Source organism: Bradyrhizobium sp., from assembly GCF_030654605.1.
Classification (GTDB): Bacteria; Pseudomonadota; Alphaproteobacteria; order Rhizobiales; family Xanthobacteraceae; genus Bradyrhizobium.
This window is the reverse complement of the sequence record NZ_JAURXB010000258.1, coordinates 38,278-54,883: the sequence shown is the minus strand read 5'-3', so window position 1 is coordinate 54,883 and position 16,606 is coordinate 38,278. Positions and strand designations below refer to the sequence as shown.

Annotated in this window: 15 protein-coding genes; 8 read left to right on the top strand and 7 right to left on the bottom strand. The window is 62.7% G+C overall.

Features of this window, described 5'->3' with window-relative positions:
- Positions 1-2 precede the first annotated feature (2 nt).
- From Q7U29_RS23325 to Q7U29_RS23315, 3 genes are all read right to left on the bottom strand, one after another.
- A complete protein-coding gene (locus Q7U29_RS23325; RefSeq protein ID WP_304745336.1) occupies positions 3-2,201 on the bottom strand; it encodes an RNA degradosome polyphosphate kinase in 2,199 nt (732 codons plus the stop codon).
- Positions 2,202-2,376: 175 nt separating this feature from the next.
- On the bottom strand, positions 2,377-3,051 hold the full coding sequence (locus Q7U29_RS23320) for a DnaA ATPase domain-containing protein (RefSeq protein WP_304745234.1): 675 nt from the start codon (positions 3,049-3,051) through the stop codon (positions 2,377-2,379).
- A 10-nt stretch (positions 3,052-3,061) separates the two neighbouring features.
- Positions 3,062-3,604 carry a CDP-alcohol phosphatidyltransferase family protein gene (locus tag Q7U29_RS23315; RefSeq protein WP_304745232.1) on the bottom strand — a complete coding sequence of 181 codons (543 nt, stop codon included), beginning with the start codon at positions 3,602-3,604 and terminating at the stop codon, positions 3,062-3,064.
- Between the two features lie 158 nt (positions 3,605-3,762).
- On the opposite strand from Q7U29_RS23315, the gene purM reads away from it, so the two are divergent.
- The 4 genes from purM to Q7U29_RS23295 are packed head-to-tail and all read left to right on the top strand — an operon-like array spanning position 3,763 to position 7,287.
- The gene (purM, locus tag Q7U29_RS23310; protein WP_304745230.1) at positions 3,763-4,836 is read left to right on the top strand and encodes a phosphoribosylformylglycinamidine cyclo-ligase; all 1,074 of its coding nucleotides are present in this window, start codon (positions 3,763-3,765) and stop codon (positions 4,834-4,836) included.
- 19 nt (positions 4,837-4,855) lie between these two features.
- Entirely contained in the window at positions 4,856-5,509 is a 654-nt protein-coding gene (gene purN / locus Q7U29_RS23305) for a phosphoribosylglycinamide formyltransferase (RefSeq protein ID WP_304745228.1), read from the top strand.
- 58 nt (positions 5,510-5,567) lie between these two features.
- On the top strand, positions 5,568-6,299 hold the full coding sequence (locus tag Q7U29_RS23300) for a glutathione S-transferase family protein (protein ID WP_304745226.1): 732 nt from the start codon (positions 5,568-5,570) through the stop codon (positions 6,297-6,299).
- 58 nt (positions 6,300-6,357) lie between these two features.
- The gene (locus Q7U29_RS23295; RefSeq protein ID WP_304745224.1) at positions 6,358-7,287 is read left to right on the top strand and encodes a ketopantoate reductase family protein; all 930 of its coding nucleotides are present in this window, start codon (positions 6,358-6,360) and stop codon (positions 7,285-7,287) included.
- An 80-nt stretch (positions 7,288-7,367) separates the two neighbouring features.
- Here Q7U29_RS23295 and Q7U29_RS23290 read toward each other — a convergent pair whose 3' ends face one another.
- The gene (locus tag Q7U29_RS23290) at positions 7,368-7,571 is read right to left on the bottom strand and encodes a cold-shock protein (RefSeq protein WP_265078814.1); all 204 of its coding nucleotides are present in this window, start codon (positions 7,569-7,571) and stop codon (positions 7,368-7,370) included.
- A gap of 390 nt (positions 7,572-7,961) precedes the next feature.
- Between Q7U29_RS23290 and Q7U29_RS23285 the strand changes: the two genes are divergently transcribed.
- Positions 7,962-9,107 (top strand): autotransporter outer membrane beta-barrel domain-containing protein, encoded by a 1,146-nt coding sequence (locus Q7U29_RS23285; RefSeq protein ID WP_370691815.1) that lies wholly within the window; start codon positions 7,962-7,964, stop codon positions 9,105-9,107.
- 43 nt (positions 9,108-9,150) lie between these two features.
- On the opposite strand, the gene Q7U29_RS23280 is transcribed toward Q7U29_RS23285, so the two are convergent.
- Positions 9,151-10,188 carry a LysR family transcriptional regulator gene (locus Q7U29_RS23280; protein ID WP_304745221.1) on the bottom strand — a complete coding sequence of 346 codons (1,038 nt, stop codon included), beginning with the start codon at positions 10,186-10,188 and terminating at the stop codon, positions 9,151-9,153.
- 53 nt (positions 10,189-10,241) lie between these two features.
- Here Q7U29_RS23280 and Q7U29_RS23275 point away from each other — a divergent pair, with 53 nt between their 5' ends.
- Genes Q7U29_RS23275 through Q7U29_RS23265 form a run of 3 tightly spaced genes read left to right on the top strand, consistent with a single transcriptional unit; the run spans position 10,242 to position 12,048 of the window.
- Positions 10,242-10,865 carry a hypothetical protein gene (locus tag Q7U29_RS23275; protein WP_304745219.1) on the top strand — a complete coding sequence of 208 codons (624 nt, stop codon included), beginning with the start codon at positions 10,242-10,244 and terminating at the stop codon, positions 10,863-10,865.
- Complete coding sequence (locus Q7U29_RS23270) at positions 10,852-11,460, top strand: GNAT family N-acetyltransferase (protein ID WP_304745217.1); 609 nt, start codon at positions 10,852-10,854, stop codon at positions 11,458-11,460. The genes Q7U29_RS23275 and Q7U29_RS23270 overlap by 14 nt, the downstream gene beginning before the upstream one ends.
- A gap of 6 nt (positions 11,461-11,466) precedes the next feature.
- Positions 11,467-12,048, top strand: coding sequence for an isochorismatase family protein (locus Q7U29_RS23265; protein ID WP_370691814.1), 582 nt, complete (start codon positions 11,467-11,469; stop codon positions 12,046-12,048).
- A gap of 180 nt (positions 12,049-12,228) precedes the next feature.
- Here the strand turns inward: Q7U29_RS23265 and Q7U29_RS23260 are convergent, their stop codons facing one another.
- Together Q7U29_RS23260 and Q7U29_RS23255 are read right to left on the bottom strand one after the other, a co-directional pair.
- Entirely contained in the window at positions 12,229-14,280 is a 2,052-nt protein-coding gene (locus Q7U29_RS23260) for a caspase family protein (protein WP_304745334.1), read from the bottom strand.
- Between the two features lie 77 nt (positions 14,281-14,357).
- Positions 14,358-16,538, bottom strand: a complete 2,181-nt coding sequence (locus tag Q7U29_RS23255; RefSeq protein WP_304745213.1) for a caspase family protein — start codon at positions 16,536-16,538, stop codon at positions 14,358-14,360.
- Between the last annotated feature and the right edge of the window lie 68 nt (positions 16,539-16,606).

The window sequence follows — 16,606 nt, the reverse complement described above, 5'->3', positions numbered from 1 at the left end:
CCTCAGGGCGACTGATGACGCTCGGAACGGCGCGTGAGGCGGCGCGGCGAAGATTCCTTGAGAGACTTTCCACGGCCAGACAGACTCGGATTCGTCATGAAGTAATCGTGCAGATTGAAGGGCTCCTCGCCCTTCGCGGCCTTCATACGCGTTGACGATCCATCCGGCAACAACTGCCAGCTCTGCTCGGTATCCTTCAGGTTCGCGACCATGATTTGTTCGAGAACCTGCTGATGCACCGTGGGATTTTGCAGCGGACAGAGGATCTCGACACGGCGATCGAGGTTGCGCGGCATCATGTCGGCGGAGGAGATATACACAGTAGCTTTTGCGCTGGGCAGGCCCTGTCCCATCCCGAAGCAGTAGATTCGGCCATGCTCGAGGAAGCGGCCGATGATCGACTTGACGCGGATGTTCTCCGAAAACCCGGGAATGCCGGGCCGCAGGCAGCAAATTCCGCGCACGATCAGCTCGATCGAGACGCCGGCCTGCGACGCTTCATAAAGCGCGTCGATGATGTCGGGGTCGACCAGCGAATTCATCTTCAGCCAGATGGCTCCCGGCTTGCCGTGACGGGCGAAGTTGGTCTCGCCGCGGATATGTTCGAGCATGCGCTCGCGCAAGGTCAGCGGCGACACCGCCATCTTTTCGATGTCGATCGGCTCCGCATAGCCGGTGATGTAGTTGAACACCCGCGCGGCGTCACGCCCGATGATCGGGTCGGACGTGAAGTAGGAGAGATCCGTATAGATGCGGGCGGTGACCGGATGATAGTTGCCGGTGCCGGTGTGGACATAGGTGGTGAGGCTGCCGCCCTCGCGTCGCACGACCAGCGACAGCTTGGCGTGGGTTTTCAGCTCGATGAATCCGTACACCACCTGTACGCCGGCGCGCTCGAGATCGCGCGCCCAGCGGATATTGGCTTCCTCGTCGAACCGCGCCTTGAGTTCCACCAGCGCGGTCACCGTTTTTCCGGCCTCTGCAGCCTCCACCAGCGCCCGCACGATCGGCGAGTTGTTCGAGGTGCGATAGAGCGTCTGCTTGATCGCGACGACGTCGGGGTCGCGGGCCGCCTGCTGCAGGAACTGGACGACGACGTCGAAGGATTCGTAAGGGTGGTGAACGATGAGGTCCTTCTTCCGGATCGCCGCGAAAATGTCGCCGCCGTGATCGCGCACGCGTTCGGGATGGCGCGGGACGTAGGGTGCGAATTCGAGATCGGGCCGGTCGAGCCTTGTCAGTTGCGACAGCTCGTTCATCGCCAGCACGCCGTCGACCAGCAAGACCTCGTCATCGGCGGTGGAGAGTGCGCGCTGCACGAAGGCGCGCAGCTCTTCCGGCATCTTGGCTTCGATCTCGAGCCGGATCACCGATCCTCGGCGCCGGCGTTTCAGCGCGGTTTCGAACAGCCGAACCAGATCTTCCGCCTCTTCCTCGATTTCGAGTTCGGAATCGCGGATGATTCGGAAGGCGCCCTGGCCCTTGACGGTGTAGCCGGGAAACAGCCGGCCGATGAACAGGCCGGTGGCTTGCTCCAGCGTGATCAGCCGCATCGCGCCATCCTTGCCCGCGGGCATCCGGATGAAGCGATCGATCTTGCCGGGCATGCGGATCAGCGCATTCATCGGCTTGCCGTCGGAGACCCGCGCCAGTTGCAGCGCAACGGTAAATCCGAGACTCGGGATGAACGGGAAGGGATGCGCCGGGTCGATCGCGAGCGGCGTCAGCAGCGGGAAAATGTTGTGGAGGAAATGATCCTCGATCCAGGCCCGCTCTGTTTTGGTGACGTCGCGACCGTCGACCAGAACGATGCCGACCTCGGCCAGAATGCCGCGCAAGTCGCGCCAGATCGCCTGCTGATCGCCCGCCAGCCGGGAAACCGTCTCGTTGATCTGGACCAGCTGCTCGGACGGGGTCAGGCCGTCGGGACTGCGCTCGGTGATGCCCTCGCGCACCTGGGCCTTGATGCCGGCGACGCGGACCATGAAGAATTCATCAAGGTTATTGGCTGAAATCGACAGGAATCGCACCCGCTCCAGCGCGGGATGGCCGGGATTGACCGATTCCTCCAGGACCCGGCGGTTGAAGTTCAGCCAGGAGAGCTCGCGATTGATGAAGCGTTCGGGGCTGGAAGCCATTGCCGGCCCGGCTTCGGGCTCAGCCTCTTTCTCTTTAATAACAACGGCTTGTGCGGATTCAATCAAGGTTCGGTCCTATCCTGCGCAATGCTTGCGCCATTCCCGGCAAATGCGCGGCAAAGCATGTGTTATCGCGATGACGTTTCAATGACATTGATGTTCCCAGCCTCGGCGCCGTCAAGGTGGCGCAGGGTCTCAGGAGTCGTCCAGAGGATCAGGCAAGGGATCAGGCAAGGGATCAGGCGTTGCGGAACAATTCCGCCGCCAGCGCCCGCGTCACCGGGCGGCCCAGCCGCAGGGCTTCGGTGTCCAGCAGTTCGACAGTCTGACGCACGGCCGCATAGGACCGCTCGATCCGGGAGGCGAGATAGCTCACCACGGTCTCGTCGATCGTGAGCTGCCGGTCCGCGCAGGATTTGACGATCAAGGCGCGAAACAGCTGGTCGTCGGGTGGCAGCAACGTCACCGCCGGAACCGCGCGCAGACGCGAGCGCAGATCGCGCAATTCGACCTCGAATGCCGACGGTGGGTCGCGCGCGGTGATCAGCACGAACGCCTCTTCCTCGCGCGCCAGATTCATCAGGTGGAACAAGGCCCGTTCGTCGACATCCCCGGGCCTCAGATCTTCGACCACCAGCGCCCCCGTCGCCAGCGCGCCGGGGACGGCGGCCGCGGTCAGCGCATGCGCCGAAATCGAGCGTGCGCCGGCTTGCTCTGCCCAGATCGCGGCGAGGTGGCTCTTGCCGCAGCCCTCCGGGCCCACCAGCAGCATCACGCGGTTGGGCCATTCCGGCCAGCTGTCGATCAGCGCCAGGCCCGCTTCATTGGCCGGACCTTCGAGAAAATTGTCGCGCGTCAGGCTCTCGGCGTGCGGCAGCGCGAATGCAAGCTGGCGGGGAACGCGGGCGGCCACGCAAATCTCTCTAGGTTATTTCGACGGTACTCATGTGTCGCACCCACTCCACGAGATAGAGCGATACGGAAACCAGTGTAAAGACCGTGACGAAACCCATCAGGATCAGATCGTAGGGGGTCGGATTGAAGCCGAAACCCAGCGAGCCAAGCACCAGTGCCGCGAACGCCACCTGCATCACCGTATTGAGCTTCGACACCATCAACGGTTTCATCGGGATCGGCTTGCCGACCAACCATGACACGATCACGGCGGCGACGATCATGATATCGCGCGAGACCACGAGGATGACGATCCAGCCCGGTACCGCGCCCCAGGTTCCAAGCGCGATGTAGATCGAGACCAGCAGGGCCTTGTCGGCCAGCGGATCGAGCAGGGCGCCGAGTTCGCTCGCCATGTTGAAGCGCTTGGCCAGGAAACCATCGATGGCGTCGCTGACGCCCGCAACGATGAAGATCGCAAAGGCGATCGCCATCTGGTTCGACGCAATCGCCCAGACGATGACCGGCACCAGGAGGATGCGGCCCAGCGTAATGATGTTCGGAATACTCAACTCGGTCGCTTCCCGGCTACCGGCCTGATTTCGCAAATGATCCAGCCCTTGGCAGCCCAGACCGGTTGCTGTCTACATAGTACACCCGGAGGCCGCTTGCGAGCCATTGCACGATGACGGAATCCGACGTAACCAGCCGCCTTCATCTGGATTAGGCCATGATCGACCGCAAAAACGGGCTCACTTACGCGGATTCGGGCGTCGACATCGATGCGGGCAATCGCCTGGTCGATCTGATCAAGCCGATGGTTCGCGCCACCGCCAGGGCGGGCGCCGACGCCGAAATCGGCGGGTTCGGCGGCTTGTTCGATCTCAAGGCCGCGGGCTTCAAGGATCCGGTCCTGGTGGCCGCCACTGACGGCGTCGGCACCAAGGTCAAAATCGCCATCGAGACCGGCCTGCATGGCGGTATCGGCGTCGATCTGGTGGCGATGTCGGTCAACGACCTCGTGGTCCAGGGCGCCGAACCGCTGTTCTTTCTCGACTATTTCGCCTGCGGCAAGCTCGACCCCGAGGCCACCGCTTCGATCGTGGCCGGCATCGCCGAAGGTTGCCGGGAGTCCGGCTGCGCCCTGATCGGCGGCGAGACCGCGGAAATGCCGGGGCTCTACAAGGATGGCGACTACGATCTGGCCGGTTTTGCAGTCGGTGCCGCCGAACGGGGCACGCTGCTGCCGCGGGGCGATATCGCGGCCGGCGACGCCGTGATCGGGCTCGCCTCGTCGGGGGTGCATTCCAACGGGTTTTCCCTGGTCCGCAAGATCGTCGAGCTGTCGGGCCTCGGATTCGAGGCGCAGGCGCCGTTTTCGCCGGTCATGACGCTGGGCGGCGCGCTGCTGACGCCGACCCGGCTCTATGTCCGGTCCTGCCTGCGCGCGATTCGCGAAACCGGCGCGGTCAAGGGCCTCGCCCACATCACCGGCGGCGGCTTCACCGACAATATTCCCCGCGTGCTGCCGAAACATCTCGGTGTCGGCATCGATCTGGCGCGCCTGCCGGTGCTGCCGGTGTTCAAGTGGCTGGCGCAGCAGGGCGGCATCGCCGAACTCGAACTGCTGCGCACCTTCAACTGCGGCATCGGCATGATCGCCATCGTCAGGCCCGACGCGACAGAGGAAGTCACCGCCATTCTCACCGAAGCCGGCGAGGGCGTGGCGCTGCTCGGCGAGGTGATCCCGGCCGAGGGCGAACATCGCGTGGTCTATAATGGTCACCTCGATCTCTCATGGTAAGATCTTGCATGGTAAGGTCATGAAGCGCCGGGTCGCCATCCTGATTTCCGGGCGCGGGTCGAACATGGCCGCCTTGATCGAAGCTGCCCGGGCAGAGGATTTTCCTGCCGAGATCGCGGTGGTGATTTCCAACCGCGCCGACGCCGGCGGGCTCGAACGGGCGAAGGCCGGCGGCATTCCGACCGTTACGATCGTAAGCAAGCCGTTCGGCAAGGACCGCGCGGCGTTCGAGGCGGTGCTGCAGGCGGCGCTGGACCAGCACCGCGTCGAACTGATTTGCCTTGGCGGTTTCATGCGGCTGTTCACGGCCGAATTCGTGCAGCGCTGGCATGGCCGGATGCTCAATATCCATCCTTCGCTGCTGCCGTCGTTCCCGGGCCTCGATCCGCACGGCCAGGCGCTGCGCGCCGGCGTGAAGATTTCCGGCGCCACCGTGCATTTCGTCATTCCGGAAACCGATGCCGGCCCGATCGTGATGCAGGGGGCGGTTGCGGTGGCGGACGACGACACCGCGGAGACGCTGGCGGCGCGAATTCTCGCAATCGAACACCGCATCTATCCCGATGCGCTGCGGCTGCTCGCCAGCGGCCGGGCGCGCCTCGAAGGCGACATCTGCAAGACGTCGGCAAACGCGGACCCCGACGGTACGCTGATTTCGCCCACGGCTGGATAATTCAGCACCTCCGGTGCTACGAGTTCATTGCTTTGTGCCGCCGATATCGGGAGCTCCCATGATTACCTTGTTCGGTTCCGGTCCCAATTTCGGACTTCCCGACGCCAGCCCTTTCGTCACCAAAGCCGAAACCCTGTTGCGGATTTCGAAGCTGCCGTTTCAGAAAGCGCCGATGAGTTTCTCAAAGGCACCCAAGGGCAAGATTCCCTATATCGACGATGACGGCGAATTGCTCGGCGATTCCACCCTGATCCGCTGGCACCTCGAAAAGAAGTACAAGGTCGATTTCGACCAGGGCCTGACGAGCGAGCAACGCGCGATCGCCTGGGCATTCGAGAAGATGACCGAAGACAACCTGTACTGGGCCATGGTCCATGCCCGCTGGATGGATGACGCCAACTTCCAGAGGGGGCCGCGGGAGTTCTTCAAGGCCGCGCCCGCGATCATCCGTCCGCTGGTCGTCGCGATCGTCCGGCGCAAGGTCAAGAAATCCCTGCACGGCCACGGCATGGGACGGCACAGCGCGACGGAGATCGCCGAACTGGGATCGCGTTCGCTGCAGGCCATCGCCGACTACCTCGGAAGCAAGCCGTTCTTCATGGGCAATGAGCCGACCGGAGCGGACGCCACCATTTTTGCGTTCGTCATCAGTTCGATGTGCCCGTTATTCGAGTCGCCGCTGCAGCAGGCGGCCGCGAGCCACGACAATCTGAGGCGTTATGTCGGTCGGATGGCCGCGCGATTCTATCCGGAGCTCGGCGACATCGCCGGCTGCAAGGCTTCAGTTTGAAAGGCCTCAGCTTGAAAGGCTTCAGCTTGAAAGGCTTGGGCTTGAAGGGAAAGCAGAGATGGCAAAGATCGCGATAGTCGGCTGTGGCGCCATGGGATCGGTCTATGCCGCGCTGATGGTCGATGCAGGCCATGAGGTCCACGCCGTCACGCTGTGGCCCGATCACGCCGAGGCGATGGCCTCCAAAGGCCTGCGCTGTGAGGGCGCCAGCGGCGACCGCACAGTGCCGATTCATGCCTCGACAACGACCGACGGTATCGGGCCGTGCGACCTCGTCATCATCGCCACCAAGGCCTTCGACGTGGAGGCGGCGGCGCGGTCCTGTCTTCCGTTGCTGGGTCCAGAGACGATCGTGCAAACCATACAGAACGGTCTGGGTTCGCCGGAGATCGCCGCGCCTATCCTCGGCGCCGATCGTATCGCCGTCGGCGTGGTCGGGGGATTCGGGGCGTCGATACGGGCACCCGGCCATGCCCACCACAACGGCATGGAGATGATCCGCTTCGGCGCCTTTGCCGGCTTGCCGAAACAGCTGCTGCAAGCCTCGGGAAAAATCTGGGAGTCGGCCGGCTTCAAGGTCGCGCTGTTCGACGACATCAAGCAGATGGTCTGGGAAAAGCTGATCATGAATGTCGCGTTTTCCGGTAGCTCCTGCATCACCGGACTGACCATCGGGCAAATCCTCGACGACGCCGACGCCTGGAGCGTGGCGCGTGGCTGCGCCGAGGAGGCGGTCGCCGTAGCAAAAGCTTCCAGTGTCCGGCTCGACGTCGGCGATCCCATCGAGCACATCAAGAAGCTCGGCGGCAAGATTCCCGACGCGCGGCCGTCGATGCTGCTGGACTACAATGCGGGCCGCCGCTGCGAGGTGGATGCCATCAATGGCGCGATCCCGCGGCTCGGCAAGCCGCTCGGGGTGGCAACGCCGGTCAACGACACGGTGGTCGGCCTGATCCGGGCGCGCGAGCGCCGGATGCTCGCAGGCTGAAACGTCTTCGAGCGGCAAATAAAATCCCCCGGCGCGAGCCGGGGGTGCATCATGATTGCTTGCGCAGATCGTGACGAAGTCTATGAGACCTTCAGGTTTTCCGCGGAGCTCTTGCCGCGATTTTCCACGAGGTCATATTCGACAACCTGATTTTCGTTGAGGGTTGAGAGCCCGGCGCGCTCGACCGCCGAGATATGGACGAACACGTCCTTATCGCCGGCATTCGGCTTGATGAACCCATAACCCTTGGTCGGGTTGAACCACTTGACGGTGCCTTTCTGCATCGCCTGTCTCCTGCTCTAGACATAAAAAAGACGCGGCCACGCTTTTCGCGTGCCACGCCACAAACGGGCTTCCGGAAGTCTGCTGAATTTCCGAGTCTTGAACTTCATCGTCGCGAAACGCACAGTCGAACGGCCTAGATCCGATTGTGCCTGATATTGCAACACGAAATTGTCGCGTTAGCAAGCCTCTGGCACGGCTCAGGAAATCTGGTCGGAGTAAGGGATTGCCGCTGGCCAGCTGTGGCAGCGGAACAACAACGCCCGGCAATCGGCGGCTGCCGGGCAGCCTGACCGATTGACGCTCCCGGTGAACTCAGCGCAAATCGGCTTGGGCCAATGGGGATTTAGGGATTTTTCTCGAACTGGCGCTCTTATTCTGGATTGGACTTCATGCGCTGCCCATCGCCCTGGCGAGCAAATAAGACGGGGCCCGGCCGCCATCGTGTGCGGCTAGTGGCGATGGCCTTGCTCCTTGCCGTTGCCGCTGTGTCCCCGGCGCAGGCCCAGTCACCCAGCCCAACGCCAACCCCGACACCGACCCCGACACCTTCACCGACCCCCAGCCCGACCCCGACGGTGATCAATTCGAATTTCTCGGCCGGCTCGACCGTCACCAACCTCGGCAGCAATTTTCTGGAACGCCTCGGCAACCGGGCGACGTCCGGTTTCGGCAAGGCGATGCGCAGCAATCCCGGCGGCGGCGGCGCTTCCGAGAGCACGGAAGCGCCCCGGTTTCGCAGCTGGGCAGAGGGTTACGGATTGACCGCCACGACCGGTCCGCTGGGTTACTTTGTCGGCGATCGCCGCCGCACCTATGGCGGCGTCGTCGGAGTAGGGGCGCGCGTCGCGTCCGGCGTCAATGTCGGATTCTCCGTCGATCAGAGTCACACCGCCATCGACATTCCCCTGGCATTGCAGTCGGCAACGCTCGATCTCACCCAGTTCGGGTTCAATGCCTCGGTCGACAAGGGGCCGTGGACCTGGGCCATCGCGCTGGTCCACGGTTTCGGCAAGGTCAATTCAAGCCGCGACACCGGGGTCGGCTTCGCAACCGCCGGCTATAACGCCCGCCTCGGTGGCGCCCTGACCGAACTCAGCTATTACTGGAGTTCCGACCAGAGCCGCATCGTGCCGAAGGCCGCGTTCGAATATGTCCGCGCCTCCACCGGATCGCTGCAGGAGACCGGCGGCCTCGATCCGGTGATGGCGACAGGCGCCACGGCGGAGCGCGCGCGGCTGCTGATCGGGGCGGAAGTCGGACGCTACTGGATTTTCGATCAGAAGATTTTCGACGTCTCGGCCTATGGCAAGTTCGTCGACAATGTCGCGCAGAATTTCAACTCGGTCACGGTCAGCCTCGGCGCCCAGAGCGTCGTCGTGCAGGGGATCGGCGAGAGCCGCTATGGTGCCGACGCCGGCGCCTCCGCTTCGCTCAGCCTGAGCAACACCGCGCGCCTCTACCTCAATTATGACGCCAAGTATCGCGCGGCGATGCGGTCGCACCAGGGCACGCTCGGCCTCGAGCTCAAATGGTAGCGGCGCAGTTTACAGCGCGCGTCCCCCGCGCCTGATTGCCCGGTCAGGCGGGCCCCGCAGCGACGTATCCCTGAAGCCCGAAATTCGCGCGCGATGCCGCCATCAGCGGCACGAGGTCATCAGGGTGAATGAAGTCGTCCTTGAAGCAGGGATAGGTTTTCGGGTCGAATATCTTCTTCAGCCAGTCGATGACGATCTTGTGGCGGTCGGAGTTGCGAAACTCCTTGTGGTAGGTGAGCCAGAGATCGGCGTGGTGGCGGACGCCGAGATCGACGGGGACCAGGTCCGCTCCCAGTGCTACGGACGATGTCGGCAGGAAACCCATTCCTGCGCCTCGCTCCACGGCATAGAGAACGCCGATGCTCGAATTGGTCTTGATCCCGACAATGCCTTCCAGCGACGTCAGTCCCAGCACCCTTGCATAGGCGGAATCGTCGACCTGCGGCGCATGCTGGATCACCAGCCGGTGGTTCCTGATGTCGGCAAGCGTGGGAACGCCGTGCAGCTTGCGGTATCCTTCCGAAACGAAACCATAGATGTGAAGCCGGCCGAGCTTGGTGACGATCAGATCGGGGTTGGTCGGCCGCTCGAGCTGGATGGCGATGTCGGCCTCCAGCCGGGCGACGTCCGCCTGCTCCATCGCGCAGCGAAGGTCGACGGTGATCTTGCGGTAGGTTTTCTGGAAGTCGATCAGCCTCGGAAGGATCCAGAAATTGCCGGGGCCCTCGGTGACGGCGACGCGGACCGTGCCGGCGGTATCGTCCGTCTGCGCCGCGCGCCGGAAAATGTTGAAGGCGTGACGTTCCATTTCCATCACGTCGCCGATCATCGCCGCGCCCTCGGAGCTCAGCGTCAGGCCGCTCTGGTCGCGCAGGAATAATTTGCAGCCGATCGACTCTTCGAGCCGGTCGATCCGGCGCATCAGCGTGGTGCTGGTGAGGCCAAGTCCCTCTGCCGCATTGCGAAAGCTCTTGTATCTCGCGCAGGCCAGAAACGATCGAAGATCATCCCAGGACGCATCCAGAACTTGGTCATTCCGGTGCTGCGTCACCGCAGCACCCCGGTGCAATAGTTGCTGCATACCCCAAATCCCTGCCCGGTATGGTGCTCACCCAGAGGCAGGAGCGACGATAGATGCGCGACCCGATTATGGAAAGGGCCACTTTGGCCGCAAAGCGCGATTTCGATCTGCTGCCCAGGAGCGCGGAGATCGCGGTGCAAACCGCGCTGCGTTCCGAGCTTGGGGCGCTTGCCCACATGGCAAATCGGCTGGTCCCGGGAGTTCAGATTACGGAACCTGACCTCGAGCGATATTACACCTTCGATCCCGGCAGCATTCTTACATTTAGTCGAAAAGGCAAACTGCTTGGAGCGGTGGCATTTCTCTATCTCAACAGCCGCGGCCACGATGCGCTCATTCTCAACGACATGAGTCTGACGCACCCGGACATTGGACTGCTCGCCGGCTCCTCCGAGCCGGTGTCCGCGATCTATGTCTGGGCGATCGCCGGGCAGGGCAGGGCGATGGCCGGACTGGGCAACGTATCGACGCATCTTTCCCAGCCGCGGCTGGCGCCGGCCGATCTTTACGCCCAACCCTCGAGTGCGGACGGGCGCAATCTGATGATCGCGATCGGCTTCGAACCGATCCCGAGCCACCAGCACGAACTCTGGCGCTACCAGCGCCCCTGGAACCGTGTCCCGTTGAACGCGCCAACAACCCAACCGGTGAGGAGCTTTGCAGATGCACGGCACTAACATTCCAGCTGCCATCAAGACGCCATCGCGCTCGATCACGGTTCGCATCGCGCGCGACCCCAACGACCTGATGCTGGTGACCGCGATCCGCTCCGCAGTTTACCTCGCCGAACAGGATTGCCCGATCGAGGAGGAATTCGACGGCAACGATCTGGTAGCAGCGCACTTCCTCGGATTTGTCGGAACCGAGCCGGCCGGCTGCCTGCGGGTGCGGTTTTTCGGCGAGTTCGCCAAGGTCGAGCGTCTTGCCGTACGCCACCAGTTCCGGCGCTCGCGCGTGTCATTCAAGCTGGTGCAGGCCAGCGTCGACTACGTCAAGCGCAAGGGATTCAAGAAGATCTACGGCCAGGCGCAGGACCGGCTGGTCGACTTCTGGGCACATTTCGGCGCCAAGCCGCTCGGCCACAACCGCAAGATCACCTTTTCCGATTTTTCCTATACCGAGATGGTGCTCGACATCGAGCCCGGCGCCGACGCCATCACGCTCGACAGCGATCCCTACGTGATCATCCGGCCGGAGGGCGACTGGGACAGGCCCGGCGTTCTCGACATTTCAGCGGGGCGCGCCGTGACCTCGCCGCTGCGCACGGTGTGAGTTTCGATGATGAGCCATCCCAAACTGGCGGTCTCGATCCACGACGATCCACCGATCCTGGTCTGCGCGGATCTGCAGACCGAGTATCTCACCGAAGGCCGCCGTCACGTCATCGCCGATGCCGAGGCGATCACGGCGCGTTGCCGCGAATTGATGACGCTGTGGCGCGGCAACCTCTGGCCGATCATCCACCTGAAGCGAATTGCCCAGGCCGCGTGGTTCAATCCGGCATCGAACCTGACGGACTGGATCGCCGAGTTGAAGCCGAGGCCCGGAGAGCTTGCGTTCGAGCATCCGCTGCCGTCGGCCTACAGCTCGTCGCGGTTCGCCGAATACATGGCGAACATGAAATGCATGCGCTGCGTGGTGTCGGGTTTCTCCCTCGATGAAACCATTCTGTCGACCGTGGTCGACGGGTTTCACCGCAGCCACCGCTATCAGGTGGTCAGCGACGCCGTGGCCTGCCGGCGCCAGGGGATCGGCGACGCGGCTTCCTACAAGCTGGCGGTCGTCAATGTGGTCGGCAATTTCGCCGGCATCGTCGACAGCGCCGAGCTGATCGAAGCCAATGCGGTGATTTCGGTGTGACGGTTGCGATGGGACTGCGGCCGAAAGAAGGCTCGATAGGGCAGGTGGCGCTTGAGCGGAAAGCGGACTGGAATACTGGCTCGGAATTGATCTCCTCAGGGTGATGAGAACTCGTCACGATCTTGATGACCCGATGCGGCGCGCCCGCACGCCTCGCCACTGCCGTAGCAGGCATGAAGTTCAAATTCTTCCGCCATTTCGAATGCAGGCATCGATCCTTCCGAAATTGGCACCCGACCTGTCTCGTCCGGCGCCACCGTGGCCCGCCGCCATGGCCTGTGCTCTGCATTTCGAATAAATTGCCCCCACGCTCTGTGACGTGTTCGGCTTCGTCTGAGCCGGCGCCGGCTGCGTGGTGAGAGCAGGCGGCCTTGCCCGGGCTGGACCGGATTCGACGCCGGGCGATTCTTTTTTTCGTTTCTTGACAATCACGCGTTCGCAGGAATTGTTGGTCGACAGTTCGTAACCTTCCTTACAGGTAATCTTCACGCAGAAGTCACCGTCGATCTTGAATCCCCGTTCGCAAATCAATGGACATATTCGCGTCGTCTGATCGCGCAGTGATTGCAGCGCGTCGAGGCTGGCGACCCTGGTATCGAATCTGGTGTTGGCGTTCTTGTTATAGAGGGCAAGCGCCCGTTGATCCGGGGCGCTCCATTCGCCCGTTGCGGAGGCTGTGCTGCAACCCACCTTTCGCAGCTGGGCTTGCAGGGACTTGACCAAGTCCGGATTCAAACTCGGCGCTCCGGCCCCATCGGCGGCCTGACCGGGCAGTGCAAGCGCGGCCAATTCCGTCGGTTTTTCATCGAGCCGCCGCGCGGCCTTTGCTTCCTCGGCAGCAGCCAGTTTTGCCGCCGCGGCTCTGGCCTGTTCCGCAGCTTTCGCTGCAGCCTCGGCCCGAATACGGGCATCCTCGGCGGCCTTGGCTTCGGCGAGGAGCCTTTCTCTCTCCGACGCCAGTTTTTGCCTCATGGTCTTGGCCTCGGCCGCGACGCGGGCATTCTCGGCGGCGATCCTGGCATCCTCGGCGGTCCTGGCCGCTTTTTCCAACCTGGCCCGTTCGGCTTCGGCGGCTTTCTCGTTCTCCAGCTTGCTTCTCCTTTCGGCTGTGAGCCGCCCTTCTTCCACGGACTTTTCCTTTGCTCGCTGCGCTTCGGCGAGCTTTGCCTGTTCCAGCGCTTTTCTTTTCTCCGCTGCAATTCGCGTTTCCTCTGCAGCCCTGGCGTCGGAAGCCGCTTTTGCCTCGGCGCTCGCCCTGGCGCTCTCCGCCTCAAGCCGCGCCTGCTCCTCCTGCAACCGGCGCGCCTTCTCGACGGCGGCAAGGCGTGACTGTTCAGCAACAAGCTTGTTGCGCTGCGCGCCCGCGAGTTTTGCATACAGGCCGTCCGGATAAGTGGCGATGAAAGAGTCCCAGGCTTCCCGCGTACCCACGCGCTCAGCCAGTTCATAGTCGCCGCGGACCGCCTGAGCTGGGTCTCGCTGAACAGCGGGGGGCGGGACGAGTGCAAAATCCTCGCCGCCGAGCGAGCCATAGATGAACGGCTCCTGCTTGTTGTTCGTGACCTTCAACACTTCGTCGCGGGTAAAGCCGAACGCCTTGCGCAAGTCCAAGCCCGGCTTCGGAAGGTGTTTGACCAGCGCCGCGGTGAAGGGGCTGTTCCTGCCGTCGCCATCGAGCGCAGTCGAGCCAGCCTTCGCGGCATACGCAATCAGGGTGTTGGGGCTTCCGGGTTCGACCTTGGCCAACCCGCGCCCAATGTTGCGTGAAGCGACGGTCCGCCGCATGCTCTTGGCAAAAGGGTTGTCGCGGCAAGCGTCGAGAATGATGAGCCGAAGTTTTTTGGCAGGCTCGATGACGGACAGAAGACGCTCGAGCGGAATGGCCTCATCGAACGCGTCGATGTCGCGCTCGAGCACCGCGTCGCTGGGAACCAGGTAGTTCGTCCCGTCGATTTCGATTCCGTGGCCGGCAAAATAGATGATGGCGACGTCGGCATCCCGCACCGTATCCGAAAAATCGCGAAGCGCGCGGCGCATCTCGCTGGCTTTGAGGTCGCGTTTAAACTCCACCACGTCGAAGCCGGCCGCCTTGAACGTCCCGGACATCGCCTCTGAGTCGTTGGCTGGATTGGAAAGCTTCGGAGCGCTTTGATAGGCCGAATTCCCGATCACCAGCGCAACCCGCTTGTCGGCGAGGGCGGGAAACGCGGTCGCAAACAAGCTGGCGAGCATGATTACCAGCCACGTTCCGCGACGGATCAACTTCGCGGAGCTCTTTTCGCGGTACGCGATATGGGTGATGACGGGCATCAGCATGTCGGCTTTCGATTGCACCAGATCTGAGCCGCATCGGGTGTCATTCTTCTTATTGCACGCTGATAGCATCCGGGTAGCGCACCCATACATTTCCGATAGCCGCCTGCACCAGCCGCGATATCGGCGCGCCTTAGCGCGCCCTGAGGAGCAGGCATCGGCGAATCGGAAGGTCTTTGCTTCGGCGCAATGGATGCCGGCACCGGCGCGTCCTTGCGTTTCGCCCTCTGGCGGGTCGTTCGCTCGCACGAATTGTCGTCAGCGAGTTCGTAACCTTCCTTGCAAACGATTTTCACACATGCATCGCCGTCGCGACGGTATCCGTAATCACAAACGACTGGACACACTCTGCCGGTCCTCTTGCGAACCAGCTCCAGTGCATCAACGCTTGCTACCTCGACGTCAACCATCCCGCCGACGCTCGCGTTGAACGATCGCAGCGACTTTTTCGCCGAGGCATTCCAATCGTCACTGATCGGACCGCTCCCGCAGCCGACCCGGCGCAGCTCCGTCTGCAGGAGCCTTACGACATTTTCGCCCGTACGCATACTTGCGTCCGAATCGCCGGCAGGGTTCAAGGCAGCCAGCGGCCCGATCGGTTTTCCGTCCGGCAATCCTTGCCTGAGCGCCTCGGCTGAATTTGCCTTTGTCCGGGCTTCCTCGACCCGAACCTCGGCGTCGACCCGGGACCGTTCCGCAACGGCCACTCTCGTCTCCTGCAGTGCTTTTTGTCGCTCGGCGGCCAGCGCTTCGCGCGCCGCCGTTGCTTCTGCAATTGCCTTCTCATTGGCCTGGGCATCGGCCCTTATGCGAGCAATTTCGGCGGCCTTTGCCTCGACCAGCGCCTTTGCCTTTTCCAGGGCAAGCCGCTCTTGCGCGGCTTCGGCTTCGGCCGCGGCGCGGGCTTTCTCTGCCGCGATTCGGGCATCGACCGCAGCCCTGGCTTCTCTTTCCATCCTGTGTCGCTCGAGCTCGGCCGCCTTTTCGCGATCGAGTTGCTTTTTCTTTTCGGCAGCGACCCGCGCCTCCTCGAGCGTTTGCTCCTTCGCTCGCTCGGCTTCTGCGAGCTTGGTGTCCTCCAGCGCTTTTCTCTTCTCGGCGGCGATGCGCGCTTCCTCCGCCGCTCTGGCGTCGGCTGTCGCTTTAGCCTGGGCGCTTGCCCTGGCGCCTTCGGCCCTGAGCCTGGCCCGCTCCGCTTCCAGAAAGCGCGCCTTCTCTACCGCGGCGAGCCGCGTCTTCTCTGCAAACAATTTGTTGCGCTGCGCTTGCGCGAGCTTCGCATAGAATCCATCGGGGTACGTTGAAATGAAGGAATCCCAGGCCTCTTCCGTGCCGATCCGCTCGGCCAGTTCGTAGTCACCCTTGATCGACGCCGATGCGTCCGGCGCAGGCCTGTCACGGCTCGGTGAAGCGGGCACGAGTGCAAAGTCATCGCCGCCCAGCGAGCCGTAGATGAACGGCTCCTGCTTGTTGTTTGTTACCTTCAATACGTCGTCGCGAATAAAGCCAAACGCCTTGCGCAGGTCGAGCCCGGGACTCGGAAGATGTTTGACCAGCGATGAGGTGAATGGGCTGTTCCTGCTGTCGCCGTCAAGCGCGGTCGAGCCGCCTTTCGCCGCGAATGCAATCAGGGTATTGGGGCTGTCAGGTTCAACCTTGGCCAGCCCGCGACCGATACCGCGCGAAGCCACGGTGCGCCGCATGACCTTGGCGAAGGGGTTGTCGCGGCAGGCGTCGAGAATGACGAGCCGAAGTTTTTTCGCCGGCTGGATGACGGACAGCAGGCGCTCGAGCGGGACAGCCTCGTCGAAGGCGTCGATGTCACGCTCGAGCATCGCATCCGTGGGCACCAGATAATTTGTTCCGTCGATTTCGATTCCGTGGCCGGCAAAATAGATGATGGCGACATCGGCATTCCGTGCCGTATCCGAGAAATCGCGCAGCGCACGGCGCATCTCGTTGGCCTTGAGATCCCGCTTGTGTTCGACCACGTCGAACCCGGCCCCCTTCAACATCCCCGAGATCGCCTCGGAATCGTTGGCGGGATTGGAAAGCCTGGGAGCGCTTTGATAGGCTGAATTCCCGATCACCAGCGCCACCCGCTTCTCGGCGAGGGCCGGGGAGCCGAAGGCCAGACTGGCCCAAAAAAGAAATAGAAATACCCCCAATTGGCGCATAGGTGTCCACCGTGAGCCTGAGCACAAAGCGTATCATCAAACGGCACTTTTTCAAAAATTTCAGGTCT